This is a genomic window from Paenibacillus sp. 2TAB23, from assembly GCF_052115165.1.
Taxonomy (GTDB): Bacteria; Bacillota; Bacilli; order Paenibacillales; family Paenibacillaceae; genus Pristimantibacillus.
In genome coordinates this window covers 37719-57174 of sequence record NZ_JBFRGD010000021.1, presented here as the reverse complement: position 1 = coordinate 57174, position 19456 = coordinate 37719, and the positions used below count along the sequence as shown (strand labels likewise).

The following is a 19456-nucleotide window of genomic DNA, read 5'->3' as shown; positions in this document are numbered from 1 at the left end:
CCGTCTGAGGACGGTTATTTGGCGTTCGATCCTGCAAAAAATCGATTTATGTGCAAGGGTATTCGCGAGCCGGAATTATTTGATTGACGGAGAGAGCGATGTTAGAATATACTAAAAACGCAAAAGTTTGCGCAATTTATTTGCTCAAACCTTTTAAAATATGGGAGGGATGTTGATGAGAAGAAGTTTTTCAAAGCCCGTTTTGAAAGCGTTTACCATGTTGTTGTCATTTGTTTTGCTGACAGGAGGTTCTTTGGCGGTACCGTTCGGTAATTCGGCGTCGGCGGCTGTCGGTCCGATCAGCGTAAATTTGACGGAGACGCAAGAGGCTTACAAAAATCCCTTTAAGGGATTTAGGCCTACACGTTTCATGAACGACACCAGCTTTTCGAATCAGGAGTATGGAACCGTGTTTAAGCACTATATCAAATATACGGATCTGGAGAATGCGGCGTCCGACTCCGTTCAGAAGATCAAGGATTGGAGCAATACGGCTTGGGCAGGAATAGAAAGCCAGAATAAAAAGGTGATTCCACGCGTTTTCATCGTCTATCCGAACGGAGGAGAGTTTTGGCCGCAAGGCGTTCCTCATGGCGATGTGACGACGCAATGGACGTCGGAGACGTTGAAAAATCGTCTGACCGCTTTCATTCAGAAGCTCGGACAGGCTTGGGACAACGATCCCAGAGTCGCCTATATTGAGCTAGGGCTGTGGGGGAATTGGGGAGAGCATCATATTTGGCCAGATAAGATGGCGGACAATACGGACCGGATTCCACTCAGCTTCCAGACGGCATTAGGCGATGCTGCCACGCAAGCTTTTCAGAACAAGAAGGTTCAAGTGCGGTATCCCGATACATTCCAAAATTATAACTTCGGATTTCTATGGGATTCCTTCGCCTTAATCGACGATCTGTCCGGAGGAGAGGGCATTGTCGCTAGAGATGTCTGGAGAACGCAGGTTAACGGGGGCGAGGTAGCTTACGATTGGGGGCAAAAGGATATTCAGCCGGGCGATTCGCCTAACGACACGTTAAGCGATCCGAACCATCGGAACTTCGTGATCGACTGGATCAAAAAAACACATACAACCAGCCTGGGCTGGATTGACCTGTACGATGCCGGCAACTCGGCTGTCTCGCAAGGGGCAGCCTTGATGCAGAAGGAATTCGGATACCGCTTCGTCGTCAATCAAGCGACATTCTCGGGCAGCGTGCAGCCCGGCGGATCAATGAATGTAGCCTTTCAAGTCGTGAACAAAGGGTCGGCTCCTTTCTATTACAACTGGCCTGTGGAAGCCAGCTTGTTAAGAAGCGACCGCACGGTAGCTTGGAAGGGGATTTTCAACAACGTGGATATCCGGAATTGGATGCCGGGTGACAATTGGAACAGCACAACGCGCCAATACAATCAAGCGCCTGTCGTTCAGCAGGTTTCCGGCGCATTTACGATCCCTGCCAATGTTCCGGCAGGAACCTACACATTGGCGCTTTCCATTCTTGACCCTTACGGGTATAAACCAAGCGCGAGATTTGCCAATACCAACTATTATACAGGCGGCAGAACGCCGCTCGGCAAAGTAGGAATCGGTATGGACCCTGCTAATCAGAACATCGGGCCTTTCGATTTGTTGAAATCAGACAATACGCTTTCGTATAACCTAACCCAAACGGCATATGATGGCGGCTACAGCGGAGGAGGAAGCGCGGATACTCAGGCGCCAAGCACGCCGGGGAATCTTGCGGTAAGCGGGACGACTTCGAGCAGCGTCAGCCTGACGTGGTCGGCTTCAACCGACAATGTCGGCGTCACCGGCTACGATATTTACCGCGGCGGTGTATCGGTAGGCTCTTCGAGTACCAATGCCTTTACAGATACCGGGTTAAGTTCGTCCACGAATTACAGCTACACTGTAAGGGCAAAGGATGCGGCGGGGAATGTATCTGGCAACAGCAGTTCTGTAAGCGCGACCACAAACGCTTCCGGTGGAAGCGGGACCGGAACAGCCTATGAAGCGGAGGCCGTAAGCAATACTCGGACTGGAGCAGCAATCGTTTCCGCGTGCGCCACATGCTCGGGAAGCTCGAAGGTAGGGTATGTCGGGAATAACGACGGTACTTTGCAATTTAACGGAATAAGCGCGTCAGCTGCAGGAACGTATACGATGACGGTTTCTTACCTCAGCGGCGAGGCTCGTTCCGCGCAGCTGCGCGTAAACGGAGGATCAGCATCCACGCTCAATCTGCCAAGCACGGGAGGCTGGACTACGGTGGGCACTGTTCAGACCCAAGTACAGCTGAATGCAGGCAATAACACGATCCATTTCTCTAATCCAACAGGCTGGGCACCTGATTTCGACCGCATTCAGATTTCGGGAGGAGGCAGCGCCGGCGATACGCAAGCACCGACTGTGCCAACGAATTTGAGCGTGCCGAGTAAAACAGCGAACAGCGTAAGCTTGTCATGGAGCGGTTCGACAGACAATGTCGGCGTTACGGAGTATGTGATCTACAGAAACGGCAATCAAACGGGCACGTCTGCTGTGGCCAGCTTTACAGATAGCGGATTAAATGCCAATACGGCATATGCGTATACCGTGAAAGCAAAAGACGCAGCCGGCAATCTATCAGCTGCAAGCTCAGCATTAAATGTAAAGACAAATGCAGGAGGCGGCGGGACAACCAGCTTGCTGTTAGATAATTTCGATAACTCGCCGGGCTGGCCGGGAGCCAACGATCTTGGCAAGTGGTCAAGCGCTAACGGGTTCGTTAATACCGCAGGCGTCATTGAATCAGGGGCATTGAAGCTTCAGTACAACAACGACGGCTGGTTAGGCACGGATATCAACCAGAGCATCGGGAGCTACTCGAAAATGGTCATTCGTATCAAAGGTGCTAGCGGGGGCGAACAAAGCCACTTCCAGCTCACGATCGGCGGAGTGACCAAAACGTTCGCGGCTTTCAGTGGGAATACGGTAACGACCAGCTACAAAGATATTGAAATTGATTTGGTATCGAATGGCGTAGATCGCAGCGCCCCTGGCCAATTGTCGATGACATTTTGGCATGGAGGCAACAGCTCGGTCTGGATCGATGAGATCCGTTTCGAATAAGTGGCAATCTGACCGCCAGCAGGTTTAATTAAACCTACAAAACAAGACCGGCCCGCTGTTCTGCGGGCCGGTCTTCCTTTTACCTTTTCGAATGCTAGCCGATGTTGAGAGTCATTCGCTTGTCTTTAATTCTTTCACCGTATGTTGTTGACTGCGGTTGATGAAAACGATTGACGGAAGAGCTTCATGTCCACAACGGCGCCTTCCCTCCGTCTGGATTCTTCAGCGGCGAAGGCCATAAGATGGCTTTCCAGAGAAGCTTCCGCAGAGGTCAGGGTATCTAGATATCGTCCATTCCGAAGGTCGGACAGGAACTGTCGCATAATCCCATCGTCGCCTCCTTGATGGCCGCTATTGCTGGTTAAGGTTTGAATGACAGATTGAGTGCCTGACGAAAACTCGAATAGATCAATGCGGCCGCTTAGCAAATCGCCGCGAACTTCCCCTTTGGTCCCCATGACTTGGACGATTCGATTCATATCACGCGTAAACCCGCACATGCTGAATATAACGGTGGCACCATTTTCAAATTCCATATTTACCGTCTGATGATCCACTACGTTATTATCGGTCCGATAAACACATTTGCCATAGGGGCCCTCCAATATGGCTTTCATTCTATTGGCTTCGGTAGGCGGATCTGCTATGAGCGCTGCAAATGGATTTAATTCAATGTCCTGCATATAGTATCGCAATGCGGAATAGGGACAGGTATGCTCCACCTCGCAGCCATCCGTACATCGGTCGGTTGAGCCTGCAGGCGCGTTGTCGATATGAAAATGGCCCAAAGAACCAAAGGAGCTGACCTTCGTGCAATCCGCATCGACGATCCAACGGATCAGATCCATGTCATGGCAAGATTTGGCCAATATCATGGGACTTGAGAGAGCGTCATTCCGCCAGTTGCCTCTGACAAAGCTATGAGCATAGTGGAGGTAACCGACGTTTTCGTTGTGTTGAATGGACATGACATCCCCAATAAGGCCGTCATGAATGATTTGTTTCATCTTTTGCCAAAAAGGCGTGTATCTCGAGACGTGACAGATCGAGAGCAGGCGTCCTTCTTCGCGCGCGATCCTTTCCATTTCCACGCACTCCATCGGATTGTTGGACATTGGCTTTTCAAGAAGGACATGATAGCCCTTTTTAAGAGCGTCAATCGTAGGCTGATAATGCATCTGATCTTGTGTGCAGATGAGGATCGCATCACAAAGCTTAGGCTGGCTCAGCAGCTCTTCCCATGATGAATAGATTTGCTCTGGGCCTAAGTTTAATGCTTCCGCAAACCTCGTTCTTCTCTCGTTGTTTGGTTCGGCAACTGCGACCACCTCCGCCTCGCGAGGAAACCTCTGAACATATGGCATATAGGATAAGAAACCTCTTGCTCCTGCTCCTATAACAGCTAATTTGATCGTTTTCATAAGAAGCTCTCCTTAAGTAAGGATTCAATTTTTTCTATACCAGGGCAATCGAGACAGAGGAGCATGGACTTCGAGCTGGATAGGGCCCTCGACTATGCTTCCGTCATCACCGAGCCATCGGCCCTCCGGAAATTGGATGCTTCGTGCGATCTGACCCTTATTCATGACCGGTGCAACCAGAATGGATTCGCCAACCATGAACTGGTCTTGAACAGCATGAAAGCCTTGTTGCGGAAAAACGAATTCGAGGCTGCGCAGGATGGGAAGTCCATCTTCCGCAGCTTGTTCTGCAAGCTCGGAGAGCAGGGGGCCTAATTCCGTTCGTATCCGTACCGCATCCATGCACCAGGCCAGCTCATCGCCGTTCAGAACTCGCCACGGAGCCATGGAAAACTGCATGGCGGGGAATAAAGCCGAGCATTGAACAAAACGGATAAATAGTTCGGAATCAAAACGGAAATCAGGTGAATTAATATCGCCATCCATCCCGCCGCCAACCATATCGGGACAGTTGAACGCGTATCCCATCAGACCTTGGGCAATCGCGTTAGGGATTAATCCCCTCAGTCCAGTCGCAGCTTCCCATGAGTGCGTTTTATCCCGTTGCCGCTGGATGAGCGCTTGCCCCCCGAGCTTCCAGCACATACGCAATTCGCTAAGCGCGTATCCAATTCCCAAACGAGCATAGGATTCACAATCTTCCATCGGCCTTACGGGGTGTGACCATGCGACGTCTGCTGCAACGTCATCCATCAGGTCAGGCAAGATAGGTTCCCCCGCGTCCAGCTTGAAGCCGTCAACCCCGTAATCTTCGATCAGTCTGTCTAATTGTTGTCTAAACCACGCGGCTCCGTCCAGGCTGGTATAGTCGATGATTGCGCTATACCCGTTCCACCATCTTCTCAGGACAGGCGTACCGTCAGCATRCTTCATCAAGAGCCCAAGATCACGCAATTTCCGGAATGTAATGCTGTCAGGACTCACATATGGGCATACCCAAAGCATGATTTTAAACCCTAATTCATGCAAATCATGGATCATACCGGCAGGGTCAGGAAATCTATGCTTATTAAAGTCCCAGGTTCCATAGTCTTGCATCCAGTTATCGTCAATGATCAACACGCCCGGAGGCATGCCGTTTTCTATAATAGATCTCGCATAGTGGAGAAGTTTGTCCTGCGTCGGTTCATAGAACATTTCTACCCAAGTGCAGTATTGCGGTGCTTCAAAGGCTAGCTTGTCAGGTGTAAAGCCGGAGGGGGGGAAATATTTGTTGCATGCGTGCCGATAAGCGCCTTGAAGACTTTCATGCCCTTCTTCAATGGATATCTCCTGTTTGTGATTAATGGTAATCGTGCCCTCATTAAACGAAAAGGTAAACGGCTCTTCGCTCCAAATATATCTTCCCATATTAGAGAGTAATAAGGGAGAAGCTTGATTATCATCCGTCATACGCAAATCACGCGTATGCGGACGGTCGCCAAAGGGCATCAAATGCCCTTCGTTTATAACGCCACCCCACCAAAATTCTTCCGGACCTCTTTGCAGCTCAGTGATCTTCATAGCAGACACTCCCTATTCATGTTAAGAAATAATTTGCGCAATTATTTACTAATATTATGGATGAATCCTTATATGAATGCAAACTCTTTTTATCTTAATATTTGGGCATTCAATCTTAAAAATGAGGCATTTAAAGTGGTTGTGGTATTGAATTAAGATATAGAAGTAAAGAGGCAGAATGTTCAGCGTAAATAGTTTACGCAAATAATTTGCCTAAACTAATTATTAGGGGGATCCAAAGATGGCAAAAAGAAACAAATTTTCATTCATGCTTGCAACTGTTTTCACCGTTATTGCTTTGTTCACTGCCGCATGCAGCAACAACTCCACCAACGCACCGGACAATAGTCCAAACAACACAGCGGGGGAAGCGACTGATGCGCCTAAAAAGAACGTAACCCTTACCTATTCCATTTGGGATAAGATTCAGCAACCGGCAATGGAAGCCATTGCGAAAGAGTTTACGGCAGAAAATCCGAATATCAAAATCAAGGTTGAGGTCATCCCATGGGGTGATTATTGGACAAAAATGTCTGCTGCTGCTCCATCCGGCACATTGCCGGATGTTTTCTGGATGCATGGCGGGCAATTCGTTAAATACGCATCAGGTAAATTCCTGGAGCCGATCACAAGCAAGATACAGGCCGGAGAAATTGATCTGAATAATTATGCGGCAGACCTTGCCACCATTTATGCGCTGAACGGCGAAAACTACGGCGTGCCTAAGGATTTCGACACGATCGGATTGGCGTACAACAAAGAGCTGTTTGATCAAGCGAACATTCCGTATCCAGACGACACTTGGGATTATGCCAAGCTTGCCGAGGTTGCTAAGCAGCTGAGCCAGCCTGATAAAGGCATCTATGGCTTTGGAGCGAAGCTTGACACGCAAACGGGATATTGGAACGATATTCTAGCTAATGGCGGGAGCATCCTTTCTTCTGATTTGAGCAAGTCGGGGTACGATGATCCGGCTTCCGTCGAAGCTTTGAAGGCTCGTTATCAAATGATTCTTGACGGCGCTTCCCCTACTCATCAGCAAATGACGGATACGGAAGCAACGGAGATGTTCAAGTCAGGAAGACTGGCGATGATCTTTGACGGATCTTGGCGGATTAGCGATATCGATAGCAGCGAAATTATCAAGGGGAAATGGGATTGGGCGAAATTGCCTTCAGGCAAAGTGAAAAGAGGCAATATCATCAATGGTTTAGGCAACGTGATGTCCGCAGATGGCAAGAACAAGGAGGAGTCTTGGTTGTTCCTCAAGTTCCTTGGATCCCAAAAAGCAGCGGAAATTACAGCCGAAATGGGTGCTGCAATACCGGCATTCAACGGCACACAGGATGCGTGGCTGACTTCGAGACCGCATTTGAATCTGAAAATATTCACGGAGCAAGTAGCTGATGCGATTCCGTATCCAAGCGGTTCCGAGTCGTACCCAGTATGGTTCGCGAAAGAGCCTGAGATTATGTCGCAAGCGTGGGGCGGAGCTATTGCGGTGGAAGAAGCTGCGAAGAAGGTCGCTGAGATGATGAATCAAGCCATAACGGAAGCGAAATAAGCCTATTAGCCAAATTAAAGTGATTCGGGGGACGTTCCTGTCGAGCAGGAACGTCTCCAATGAATAGGGAGTGGTCAGATTGAATTCCAGAAGCAGATATGTTTGGGCCTACTTCATGATCGCGCCGACTCTCATAGGCACATTGGTTTTCTGGGGTTGGCCGGTTCTCCAGTCGATTATGCTAGGATTCCAACAGTCGGAGAATTTCGGGCTCGTTAATCATTGGGTTGGATTTGATAATTATGTGAAATTATTCCGAGACGTGGAGTTTTGGCAGAATTTGCGCAACACCTTATATTACGTTGTTCTGTTTGTGCCAATTACGCTAATACTCTCTACCATTTTTGCGGTGCTGCTGAATACTAAGATCAAGGGATTGTCCATTTACCGTGTCATATTTTTCTTGCCTCAAGTCACGATGCCTGCAGCGGCAGCGATGGTTTGGGTCGTCTTGTTCGCTCAGGACTTCGGACTCGTCAATCATCTCTTAGGAACCCGAGTGGCATGGCTGTCTAATTCCAATTATGCGATGATCGTGCTTGTTATCGTTGGCGTGTGGGGGGCAATCGGCCTGAATATGCTGCTGATTCTCGCAGGCTTGCAAGGGATACCTAAATCGCTCTACGAAGCGGCAGACATTGATGGTGCCAAGAGATTCAACAAGTTTCGGTATATCACCATTCCCATGCTGACCCCGACACTATTTTTCACGAGCATTATTCTTTTAATCGGAGCAACACAGATCTTTGACTCCATATTCCTGATTATTGGGAAAACGAATGTGGCGCTTCCGTCGGTTCGCTCACTCGTATATGCCTATTACCAAAACAGCTTCGTTTACTTTAATCCCAATTATGGAGCCGCAATTATCAATGTATTGCTGTTGATTAACCTTGTGCTGACAGGGATTCAATTTGCTTTTCAGAAAAAGTGGGTCGTCTACGACTGAGGAGGAAGGATGACAGAAATGCAAATCTCATCGGCGAGGAAGATCAACTGGATTGTTCATATCATTCTTATAATCAGCGCCGTTATTATGCTCGTTCCATTTGTGTGGATGGTGCTGACTTCGCTGAAGACAACAACGGAAGCAACCCAAATTCCCATTCGTTTTTTCCCGGATGCCCCCAGCTTGAGAGGGTATATTGAGGCGATCAAGCAATCCGCATTTCCGCATTATTACATGAACACCGTGTTCACCGCTATCATGAAGACCATATTTCCGGTTGTATTTAGTTCGATGGCGGCATATGCCTTTGCCCGGTTAAGATTCCCGGGAAGTACGATTCTTTTTGTATTGATTATCTCGGTCATGATGGTGCCTAATCCTGTCTTCTATACGCCGCAATATATGATGATGAGTGACTTTGGATTAGTCAATACGGTTACGGCGCTTTGGATTACTTCATTAATTAGTCCTTTCGCTACCTTTCTTTTAAGGCAATTCTTTTTGACCATATCTAAGGAATTGGAAGAAGCAGCGGTGCTGGATGGCTGCAATCCTTTTCAAATTTACTGGCATATTATGCTTCCGCTAGTCAGGTCGGCTATGGTGGCCATTGTCATTATTCAGTTGCAGTGGTCATGGAATGAACTGCAGTGGCCGCTCATTATTAACAGCTCGCCTGAGAAGATGACCTTGTCTTCGGGTATTGCAACACTCGTATCCATGTTCGGAACGGATTACCCTGTGTTAATGGCAGGCGCCTTCATGGCGGTCGTTCCGATGATCATTCTCTTCTTTATCTTTCAAAAGCAGTTTATCGAAGGAATCGCGTTTAGCGCGCATAAAGGATAAACGCTTGCTCCTTATGTCGTTCATTAGCTTTATCGGTTTCAAATCCATTTCCGCAGGTATCCGGGCTTATGTAAGTCCGGATGGTCCTGCTGCTTATTTTGTATGCGGAAAATGTCTCTAAGCAAAAGTAATTATGATAGCGTTTTCATTCATTATCAGCGTAATCGAGGAGGGTTTCGATGAATCCATTATCCGTTCACAAGATTAGGAAGGCATCATTCAAAGTGCTGCTTATCGGCAGTATGTTATTAAGCACACTCTTTGGAAATGCTGCAAGCATTGCTAGCGCGGATCCCGCACCAACGCGCGTTCCTGCTAATCCATATCCAAGCCCTGCGGTGGATAGCGCCTTAGCCAAGCATGATCTGAGCTTTGCCCCAAGCCCGCTAGACAACCCGTTAAAAGGCTTCGCGCCGTTCTATCCGTGGGAGACGGAAACTTCTTTCCCTCACAGCTTGGAATGGTATTATATCCCGTTGAAAGCGGTGATGAATGGCCCTGATTCCTATACATTCGATACGGGCATAGAGCCAGCACTGAATGCCATTGCGGCAAGAGGGAATCAGGCGGCAATCAGAGTCTATCTTGAATATCCTGGCAAGGAGGATGCTATACCGGACTTTATTCACCAAAGCGGTGTTGAAATGCGTCATAACGATACCTTTAACCAGGACGAACCCGATTACGATGATCCGTTAATGGTCACGTATTTGACCAACTTTATTGAAGCCTTCGGTGCGGAATATGATGGAGATCCGCGTATTGGATTTATTCATATGGGCCTCGTAGGACTATGGGGGGAGTGGCATACTTACCCTTATGATGAGGATACTGCGGATGGTTTGCCGAACTACATGCCTAGCGCAGATACAATCGGAGAACTTTTCACCGCCTATGATACAGCCTTTGACCAAACCAAGCTTGAGGTCCGATATCCCGGCCTGCCCGGCGCATCGGAGTACAATTTTGGCTACCATGACGACTCGTTCGGGTACAAAGAAGGCGATCCGCTGCAAAGCGTAACGCAGCCAGAGAGCATGGGCGGAGCCTATTACTCGTTCTTGACCAAAATGCTGGAAGCGGGTTCCGAGAATAAATGGATAACAGAAACCGTTGGCGGAGAAGTGCGTCCCGAAATTCAGAGCAGCTTCTTCAGCGGCGGCGCCAATGTTGATGATGCAATGGATGATATTGAGCTGACTCATGCGACGTGGATGATCAACCAAGGCGGAATCAGCAACTATAACGCCAATGATGCTGTCGTTGCCGCGGGTGTGAGAAAGATGGGCTATGATTTGAATGTGAAGAGCGCGCATTATAATGACGTTGCTCAAGGCGACCCGCTAAAGGTCGGAGTAACCATTCAGAATAATGGCGTTGCTCCCTTCGCATATCCTTGGAAGGTAGAGCTTGGGGTAAAGAATGCATCAGGGAAGCTGGTTAAGCAATGGGATACGACATGGGATATGACGAAGGTGATGCCTGTGCAAATCAGAACGTATCCGGAGTGGAATGTTCCTGGTGATCCGAAGTATGTCCCATTCGGCGAGCCCTATTATTTCGATACGTCCATTCCTGCTCCAGGATTGAATGACGGTTATTATTATTTGGTGATGAAGGTCGTTAATCCGCTAGAGGCCATAAGCAACAAGGCGAAAAAAGTAGGATTCGCGAATGCGGATCAAGATAAAGAAGGCTGGCTTAATTTGGGGCCGGTGCTGGTAGGGGATTGCGATTCGCCTTGCACGGCGCCTCCGACTTCACCGCCGCCGCCGCCCAAGCGCCTGCTCGTGGATGATTATGACGGAACGCCAGCTTGGTCTGGAAACACTCAAAATGATCTTAATCAATGGACCGGTTCAACCGGTTTTGCCAACGGGAATGGCGTTGGCGTTGTCCAAGACGGGGCATTAGTTCTGCAGTATCAGAATATGTCACGATTGGAAACCAATATCGGCCGAAATGTGGCAGATACGAGGAAGCTGGTCATTCGGGTAAAAGGAGCTGCCGGCGGAGAAGAGAATCAGGTCAGCGTCAGCGTTGGAGGCTTAACGAAAACGCTTGCTCAATTAAGCGGAGATACGATAACAACAAGCTATAAGGATTTGGTTATCGACTTGCCTGATCAAGGTGTTAATTTGTCGCAAACCATCTGGAGCATTGCGATTTCTCAAGCTGCTTGGGATACGACAGGCACCATCTATATCGATGAAATATACTTTACGGATAAGTATGAATCAGACTCTGATCCCGGTACTGACCCGGGCACTGATCCTGGTACTAATCCTGGTTCAGGAAAGCCGGGGCTCATAGAGAATTTCGAATCGTATGCCGACGATGCTGCGCTTGGGCAAGCATGGACGGAAGCGTGGTCGGACAAACCGGGCTCCGTTACTAGGACGCTTGGCGAATCGAGCGGAAGCAAGGGCCTTACGCTCTCGGTTGCAATCGCTGATTCGGAGTGGTCGAATACGATTCATTCCATCCCTTCGGACAAAAGCGATTGGTCCAAATTCGACGGTTTAAGCTTCTGGGTGGACAATACAACAAACGATAATAAAAATTTCAGCATGAATGTTGCGCTTCAGACGCCTGCAGCCAAAGGAGAGTTTGGGCTGAAAGAAGGCGGATCAGCCTTGACGATCGCTGCTGACGGAAGCTGGCACGCCGCGGCATTCAACGGAAGCTCGCTAAATGTTCCTGCAGGCTTCAAAGGCGTAGTAAGAATTGCTTGGGATCAATTCGTTCAATCCGCATGGCAGTGCGACGGTGTTCAGGCTGACTGCGATGCAGTGTTGGATGCTAGCGAAGTAACTGGGCTGCAGTTCGGATACCCGCCAGCCGGTTATATTCATAACGTCATCACGATTGATGACATCTTGCTCTATCGCGCAGATAAGATACTGGATCATTTCGAAGCGTATGAGAGCGATGCCRCATTGCAGAACGTCTGGCGAGTAGATTGGGAATCTGGAGAACCGTCTGCGCTTCGTGCAATTGACAAAGTGAATTATGCGACTGGCAGTCAGGCGATGAAATTTTCGGTTTCTCCTCCTCCGGGCAAACCTATATCCGATTGGGTCAATATTAAACGTGCGGCATTTACCGGAGTAGACACGGATTGGTCGGCATTTGACGGACTCACATTCTGGGTGAACAATACGTCGGCAAGTAACAAAAATATGGATTTGAACCTATCACTCGTTACCGATGCGCCAAAAGGCGAGTTCTCTTTAAAAGAAGGAGGAGTCGTGAATTTCTATCATGCAGCTGACGGCTGGAAGGCTGCTACTCTCGCAGGAGGCTCCCTATCGATCGCTGCCGGCTACAAAGGAGTGGTTAGAATTCCTTGGAGCGCATTCGCCCAATCCGCATGGCAAGGCTGCGGCGCTTGCGATGCTGAATTCGATGCGAGCAAGGTTCTTCAAATTCAATTTGGCTTTGGCCCTAAAAATCAAGTAGACAATGTCCTCAGCATAGACCAAATTGGAATCTACGCTTTAGCGGGCAGAACAAGCGGATCTGGAGGAGGCCCATCGACACCTCCTGCCGAGCACCCGAGCGCGCCGGCATGGGCAACGACGGCTGGAACGCATGCTTTGCATTATCTTCCTGCACCGGTAGATAATCCGCTCAAAGGTTTCCTGCCTTTCTACGATGCATCTGAGGAAGCTTATTTCAAAGAGGGCGACGATTGGAGAGATCGACCTACACAGCTGCCATACAGCTTAGAGTTTTTCTACTTGCCGCTTAGCAAGCTGATGAACAATTTGGATGACTTTAATTGGTCTGAACTGGACAAACGGCTTGCAGAGGTGGCATCCAGAGGCAATCAGTCCGTATTCCGGGTGTATCTGGACTACCCGAACAAAGCCTCAGGCATACCGCAATTCCTAATAGATAAAGGGTTGAAGACCTACCAATATGAGGAGTTCGATAATGGCAAGGATGCCACGAGTTTGGCGCCTGACTATAACGATGAGCGATTATTGGGCGCTTTGGACAATTTCATTGGCGCGCTAGGAAATCGTTATGATGGCGATCCGCGAATCGGGTCCATCATGATCGGGTTAATCGGCTTCTGGGGTGAATGGCATACGTATCCCTATGACGGCAATCTGAAAACGCCTAACCTGATGCCAACAGACGCCAACATGAAGCGGGTTCTTACCGCTGTAGACAACGCATTCAACGAAACGCAGCTCGTATTAAGAAATCCAATGGAGAATAGTACGCTTCAAACCAAAAATTTCGATGTCGGCTATCATGATGATTCATTTGCATTCCAGACCCTCCCGCCAAGCTTGGGCGGGCAAGGCTGGCATTTCTGGGGCAAAGTCAATGATGCAGGCGTAACTGAATTCTGGAAGACGAATAGCATGGGTGGAGAGATGAGACCGGAAATTCAAGTGAAGATGTGGAACAATGATCCGCCTAAATACTATGAACCATCGACGCCGATCGAGGGGGCGCAGGGAGAGGATTACTACACAAGTCTTGGCTTGACTCATGCATCATGGTTGCTCGCTCAAGGAATCTTCCAAACTCCGCTGGCTGCTGAACCTTTGGAGAGAGCTACCGAAGGCTCGCGCAGAATGGGCTATGAATATTATGTGCCGAGCGCCTATCTGGAAGCGACTAATGGAAACCTGAAGGTGGGAGTAGAGCTTGAGAACAAAGGAGTAGCGCCGTTCTATTACAGCTGGAAGGTCGAGCTTGCTGCTAAATCAGGCAATGACATCATTAAAGTATGGAATCCGGATTGGGATCTGAAAGACATTCTTCCTAATACGAATGGCTTTGATAACAATAAGCTGTTTGAATCGACTGCCAATCCGCAATTAAGCAATGGAAGCTATCAAATCTTAATGCGCTATGTAAATCCGCTAGAGGAAACCAACGCAGACGCTAAGAAGTTCCACTTCGCAAATGCTGAGCAGAGTGGGAGCGGGTGGCTGAATCTGGGCAGCGTAGACGTATCGAATAGTACGGCCGAGGCTCCGGTAAGAGTTACGGGATTAACGGCCGATTCATCGGGCCAGATACAATTGGCACCAGGTGCAAGTAAGCAGATAAATATCACTGTAGCTCCCGCGGAAGCGAGCAATAAAAAGGTCGTATGGTCTTCGGCAGACCATAAAGTTGCCTATGTATCAGCGACAGGCTTGATTACTGCAGTTGGTGTTGGCCAAACCGTCATTACGGTGAAGTCTTCTGACGGCAATCTGGAGAAGCGATTTAATGTGACGATTGCGTCCGATTCGAATCCGCCATCTGGAGGCACTGGAGGAACATCAACACCGCCTGCAACACCGGAGATAACGGACAAAGGAATTACGCTTGGCCAAGACGCGATCATGCTTGTTCCAACAACGAATGAGAACGGCATAGTTGAAATGTCAGCAACCATTGATTCTAAGAAGCTTAAGGATGCCTTCCATGCCCTACTTAATGGTTCAACTACCGTAAATTCGAAATCGGTTATCATCGAACTGAAAAACGACGGTGGGAATGTGAAGGTCAATATCCCGTCCTCTGCATTTGCAGATGCGGTGAATGAGCTGCCGGAAGCGTCAGTGCTTATACAGACGGATCTTGGAAGCTACAAGGTTCCTGTCAAAGCGTTAGGATTAGCTGCTTTAGCGGAAAAGCTAGGCGTGAGTCCTGATGAGATAACCATTAGTATAGTAATTAACAGAGTTGCGGGCAGTGTGGCAGATCTATTGTCTGAACAGGCAAGCAAGGAAGGTTTGACACTGCTTACGCCTGCTTTGGATTACAGTATTTTTGCTCATGCTAACGGAAAGTCAATCGAGATAAACAGCTTCGGCAGCGCCTATCTCGAAAGAACGGTTATGCTGACAGGAGCAATAGATGCTGCGAAAGCTACTGCTCTCTTATTCGATCCGGTTACAGCAACCTTTCAATTTGTTCCATCCGTCCTTCTAGGCAATGGCGGAAATACAGAGGTTGTAATCAAACGGAATGGAAACAGTATTTATACGGTAGCTTCGGGCAGTAAGACGTTCTCCGATCTTCAGGGACACTGGGCAAAATCGGAAATCGAGCTGCTGGCCTCTAAGCGGATTATTAACGGGGTTTCGCTGAACAGCTTTTCACCGGACAAATCGATCACTCGCGCAGAGTTCACAGCCATACTCGTTCGTTCTCTCGGACTTAGTCCATTAAGTACGGACGCCACTTTTAGTGACGTATCCAAAGGAGACTGGTTTGCAGCTGCGATTGCATCAGCGGTTGAAGCGGGAATCATTGACGGCTTTAAGGATGGCTCATTCAAGCCAAATGAACGAATCACGCGCGAGCAAATGGCTGTCATGCTGTCGAGAGCTTTGAGCTATGTGAACAAATCCGTCCAAGCAAAGGATATCGATGAAAAACAGCTTGAGAAATATACGGATAACGGTTCTATCGGATCTTGGGCAAGACATTCGATAGCTGAGCTGCTCACCTCTCAAATCATGCAAGGGAAATCAGAAACTACGCTTGATCCGATTGCCCATGCAAGCCGAGCTGAAGCAGCGGTCATGATTAAAAGGCTTTTACAGTTTGCGCAATTCATTAATTAAATGTTGAACTAAATAAAGGAGCACATGACATTAGCGTTCATGTGCTCCTGTTTTATCTCTCATTATGGTATCGTATTCACTTTGATATAATTAGTGTAGACTAGCATTGAGGCTCTATGGTAAAGGAGGTTGTGCTTTTCGATGAAACCTGCTGTTATTGGATTGGTTGCAATACTTTTCATATCTCTCATGTTCATCCTATACAGCAAATATAGCGAACCTGACTTGCCGAATTCGACGGAATCTCACAATTCTGATGCAGCGAATAAGCAAGCGGAAGACGTGCCGGAATCATTTGTCACATTGAAAGTAATTATGCCTGGCGATCTGTCGGCGCGCATGGGAGATTTCGTTGAGAATGAACTGAATGACCGACTGAAGAAAGACTTAAATATGAAGCTTGAATTGACTTATATCCCATGGTCCAATTACCAACAAAAATTAGAGCTGGCCTTATCTACCGGAGAAGATTACGATTTGTTCTGGTATGGCGCGCCATTCGTCTCCGTTTATTACACGAAAGGTTATATTCAGCCTTTAGATGAGCTGCTGGACCAATATGGGCAGGATCTTATTAAACATATTCCCGATGAAAACTTCAAGCAAAACCGGATCGACGAGAAGCTATGGGCCATACCGTCTCAGGCATTTACGTCCGCCGGGAAATTCTCTTCTGTCATGGTTCGGCAGGATTTGCTAGAGAAGGCCAACCTGTCCGAAATTAAGACAATCGCTGATTTAGAGCTTTTTTTCGAGAGAATGCAAGCCATCGATCCAAGTTATTACGGCTATTTGGAAACGGACCGAGGCCATGAAATGTTGTGGCGCGAATTGACGGATCGAAACTACTCTTCATTGGATGAGCGCATGTTATTTATGGTGGACGAGGATTCTGGGGAGATGCTCAGTTATGTGGAGTCTGCTGTATACAAAAAGGTAGCTCAATTGCGTGAGTCATGGGTGAAGATGGGGATCATCGACAAGAATCTAGTGGGTAATCCGGCAGCAAAGATCGATCAGGAGAATGCGGGAAAGCTTCTCTTTCGTGTTGGCGCAGTCTCTAGGGCAATGGAGAACCTGCAAGCGGCAAGGAATGCTGATCCGAATGCGAGGCTCCGCGAGTATTATCTTGCAAAGGAGAAACCAAAGTTTATTACTACTCCAAGCAATGAAGCCTTTATGATCACTGCGGCGTCGGAAAATCCTGAACGGGCGATGATGTTTATGAATTGGATTCTGCAGAACAAAGATAATTATAATTTTATTATTTATGGAGTACAGGGAAAGGACTATGAGCTGGAGAACGGTAAAATTAAGCAATTGACCAATGACCAGTTAATATACGAATGGATGTGGCGGAACAAGGACTATTTTCTCGCACCTGCCAGTGTAGAGGATGACATTATCGCTGACATGCTTATGAATGACGAGAACTCTCGCATTTCCAAATTATTCGGATTTCATTTCAATGAGGCGTCCGTCAAAAATGAGATGGCACAGGTTATGGCGGTCTATAAGGAAAAAATCGAGCCTATCAATTTTGGTTTGGCTAGTTATGAAGAGTACTACGACGATGCAATTGCAGCCCTTAAAAAGGCAGGCTTTGACATTGTTTTTGCCGAATTGAAAAAACAGTTCACGGAATTTCAACTCCAACATTAACATGCTGAGCCCGAATATGAGAGGACGATCGGTCATGAGCAGATTCAGCATATTCACAAAACTAATAGCCACTTTGTTCATTTTGCTTATCCCAATCTTGCTCTTATTTGCGATGTCGAATCGAACAAGCACGCGTGTATTGACCGATGAAATTATTAAGGTGAAGCAATATCAGATTGAAACGTTCGCCAACCAGTTGGATGAGTTGTTTTTCCGACTGGATACGTATAAGAAAATGCTGTACGAAAGCACGGATGTGCGAAATCTAGCTTACCCGGATTTGCTTGACGATGTCTTGGATAAATATAGAATCAACCGAACCGTCTCTGAAGAAATTAATCGACTTGCCGGTTATGGCGATTGGAAAGCGGTGATCGCCGTTCTCTATCCCCGAACCGGAATCATGATCAAAAGCAGCTCCAGCCTAAATGCGCTTCCGAAAGTGTTTCCCGCGCAGGACACATTTTGGCAATATTATTCCGATCCGAATGAGGATTATTTCATGGAAATATTGTCTTATCCCGAAAATTCAGCGGAATCTGGCGAGGCACATATGAGAGTATTGCTTAAATTCGGCGTGGCCGCATTGCGAAGCGCTTTATCTGAATTTAAAGCGAATGGTTCGGGAGATCCGTTCCTCTATCATCCAGGAGCGAACCCTATCTATAATTATTCCGTAAATGTGAATCAAATTGACGAATTTCTTCCCCGGCTTAGGGAGATCGATAGCTCGATGGAAAGCGGATACATGCTGCTAGAATCCGGCAAGACACAGTTTCAGGTTCATTATCAAAAGCTGGAATCGTTAGGCTGGTATCTTGTTGATTACGTGCCTATCAGTCATATCATGGCACCCATCAGCCGAAATCAGACGATGTTTTATGTAATAAGCGGCATGCTTCTGTTTATGGGGGCGTATCTTGCTTTTGTGATGTATCGAAATATCCAGATTCCGTTCCGGAAGCTGATTCAGAACATGAATTTAATCGAAAAAGGGATTTATTCCGTAAGGATGGTAGACAAGCCCAAAGGAGAGTACCGGTTTCTTTATGAAAAATTTAACTCGATGGCGTCAAAAATAGAGAAGCTGATCGAGGATGTATTCAAAGAGCAGCTCCGTTCGAAAGATGCGACGCTGAAGCAGCTGCAATCGCAGATTAATCCGCACTTTCTGTACAACACGCTTGCCTATATCAAAAGCATGATTGAGCTGAGCGAAGACAAAGCAGCCATTTCGATGACCATGAATTTGAGCAAATACTATCGGTACACGACCAAGACGGGGAACAAGATGGTGAAGCTAAGAGAAGAACTGGATTTGGTTCATTTCTATCTGGAAATCCATTGCATGCTAAGAGATGATTTTGAATTTCAAATCGAGGTCGAGCCGCAGATGGCAGACTTGGAAATACCGCGGTTAATCGTACAGCCGCTTGTCGAAAACGTCATTCTTCATTCGTTCAATAATCATTCGGAATATGGATTGATTCGGATCCGGTGTTGGAGAGAAGGTTTCATGAACCATGTCGCGGTTGAGGATACGGGTACGGGCATTGATTATGCGGTAATCGATTCTATTAAAAGGAAAATTCAATCGAGCAATGAAGAAATAGAATCCGGTCTGAAAAACGTACATCAACGTCTGCGTTTGATGTACGGCGGGGATTCGGGCTTGCTGCTCAGTCAATCGGAATTAGGCGGGCTTTGCGTGGAATTATGCTGGAGCAGCAGGGAAGATGCGTCTTGATC

The 19456-nt window shown here is 47.7% G+C and carries 9 protein-coding genes; 7 read left to right on the top strand and 2 right to left on the bottom strand.

The genetic code is table 11. The features are described 5' to 3' along the window. Positions 1–175: 175 nt before the first annotated feature. Positions 176–3112 carry a DUF4832 domain-containing protein gene (locus AB4Z29_RS24735; RefSeq protein ID WP_441945655.1) on the top strand — a complete coding sequence of 979 codons (2937 nt, stop codon included), beginning with the start codon at positions 176–178 and terminating at the stop codon, positions 3110–3112. A 134-nt stretch (positions 3113–3246) separates the two neighbouring features. Here AB4Z29_RS24735 and AB4Z29_RS24730 read toward each other — a convergent pair whose 3' ends face one another. Then, complete coding sequence (locus tag AB4Z29_RS24730; protein WP_441945654.1) at positions 3247–4533, bottom strand: Gfo/Idh/MocA family protein; 1287 nt, start codon at positions 4531–4533, stop codon at positions 3247–3249. A 24-nt stretch (positions 4534–4557) separates the two neighbouring features. After that, positions 4558–6096, bottom strand: a complete 1539-nt coding sequence (locus AB4Z29_RS24725) for a glycoside hydrolase family 31 protein (protein ID WP_441945653.1) — start codon at positions 6094–6096, stop codon at positions 4558–4560. Between the two features lie 241 nt (positions 6097–6337). Between AB4Z29_RS24725 and AB4Z29_RS24720 the strand changes: the two genes are divergently transcribed. The 6 genes from AB4Z29_RS24720 (at position 6338) to AB4Z29_RS24695 (ending at position 19454) form a co-directional block, all read left to right on the top strand. Then, positions 6338–7660 (top strand): ABC transporter substrate-binding protein, encoded by a 1323-nt coding sequence (locus AB4Z29_RS24720; protein ID WP_441945652.1) that lies wholly within the window; start codon positions 6338–6340, stop codon positions 7658–7660. Between the two features lie 79 nt (positions 7661–7739). Next, positions 7740–8609, top strand: a complete 870-nt coding sequence (locus tag AB4Z29_RS24715; protein WP_441945651.1) for a carbohydrate ABC transporter permease — start codon at positions 7740–7742, stop codon at positions 8607–8609. A gap of 9 nt (positions 8610–8618) precedes the next feature. Continuing rightward, on the top strand, positions 8619–9458 hold the full coding sequence (locus tag AB4Z29_RS24710; protein WP_441945650.1) for a carbohydrate ABC transporter permease: 840 nt from the start codon (positions 8619–8621) through the stop codon (positions 9456–9458). A 179-nt stretch (positions 9459–9637) separates the two neighbouring features. Continuing rightward, the gene (locus AB4Z29_RS24705; protein ID WP_441945649.1) at positions 9638–16045 is read left to right on the top strand and encodes an S-layer homology domain-containing protein; all 6408 of its coding nucleotides are present in this window, start codon (positions 9638–9640) and stop codon (positions 16043–16045) included. A 141-nt stretch (positions 16046–16186) separates the two neighbouring features. Next, a complete protein-coding gene (locus AB4Z29_RS24700) occupies positions 16187–17707 on the top strand; it encodes an ABC transporter substrate-binding protein (protein ID WP_441945648.1) in 1521 nt (506 codons plus the stop codon). A gap of 34 nt (positions 17708–17741) precedes the next feature. Beyond that, positions 17742–19454: a sensor histidine kinase gene (locus AB4Z29_RS24695; RefSeq protein WP_441945647.1), complete on the top strand. Its 1713-nt coding sequence runs from the start codon at positions 17742–17744 to the stop codon at positions 19452–19454. The last annotated feature ends 2 nt before the right edge of the window (positions 19455–19456 follow it).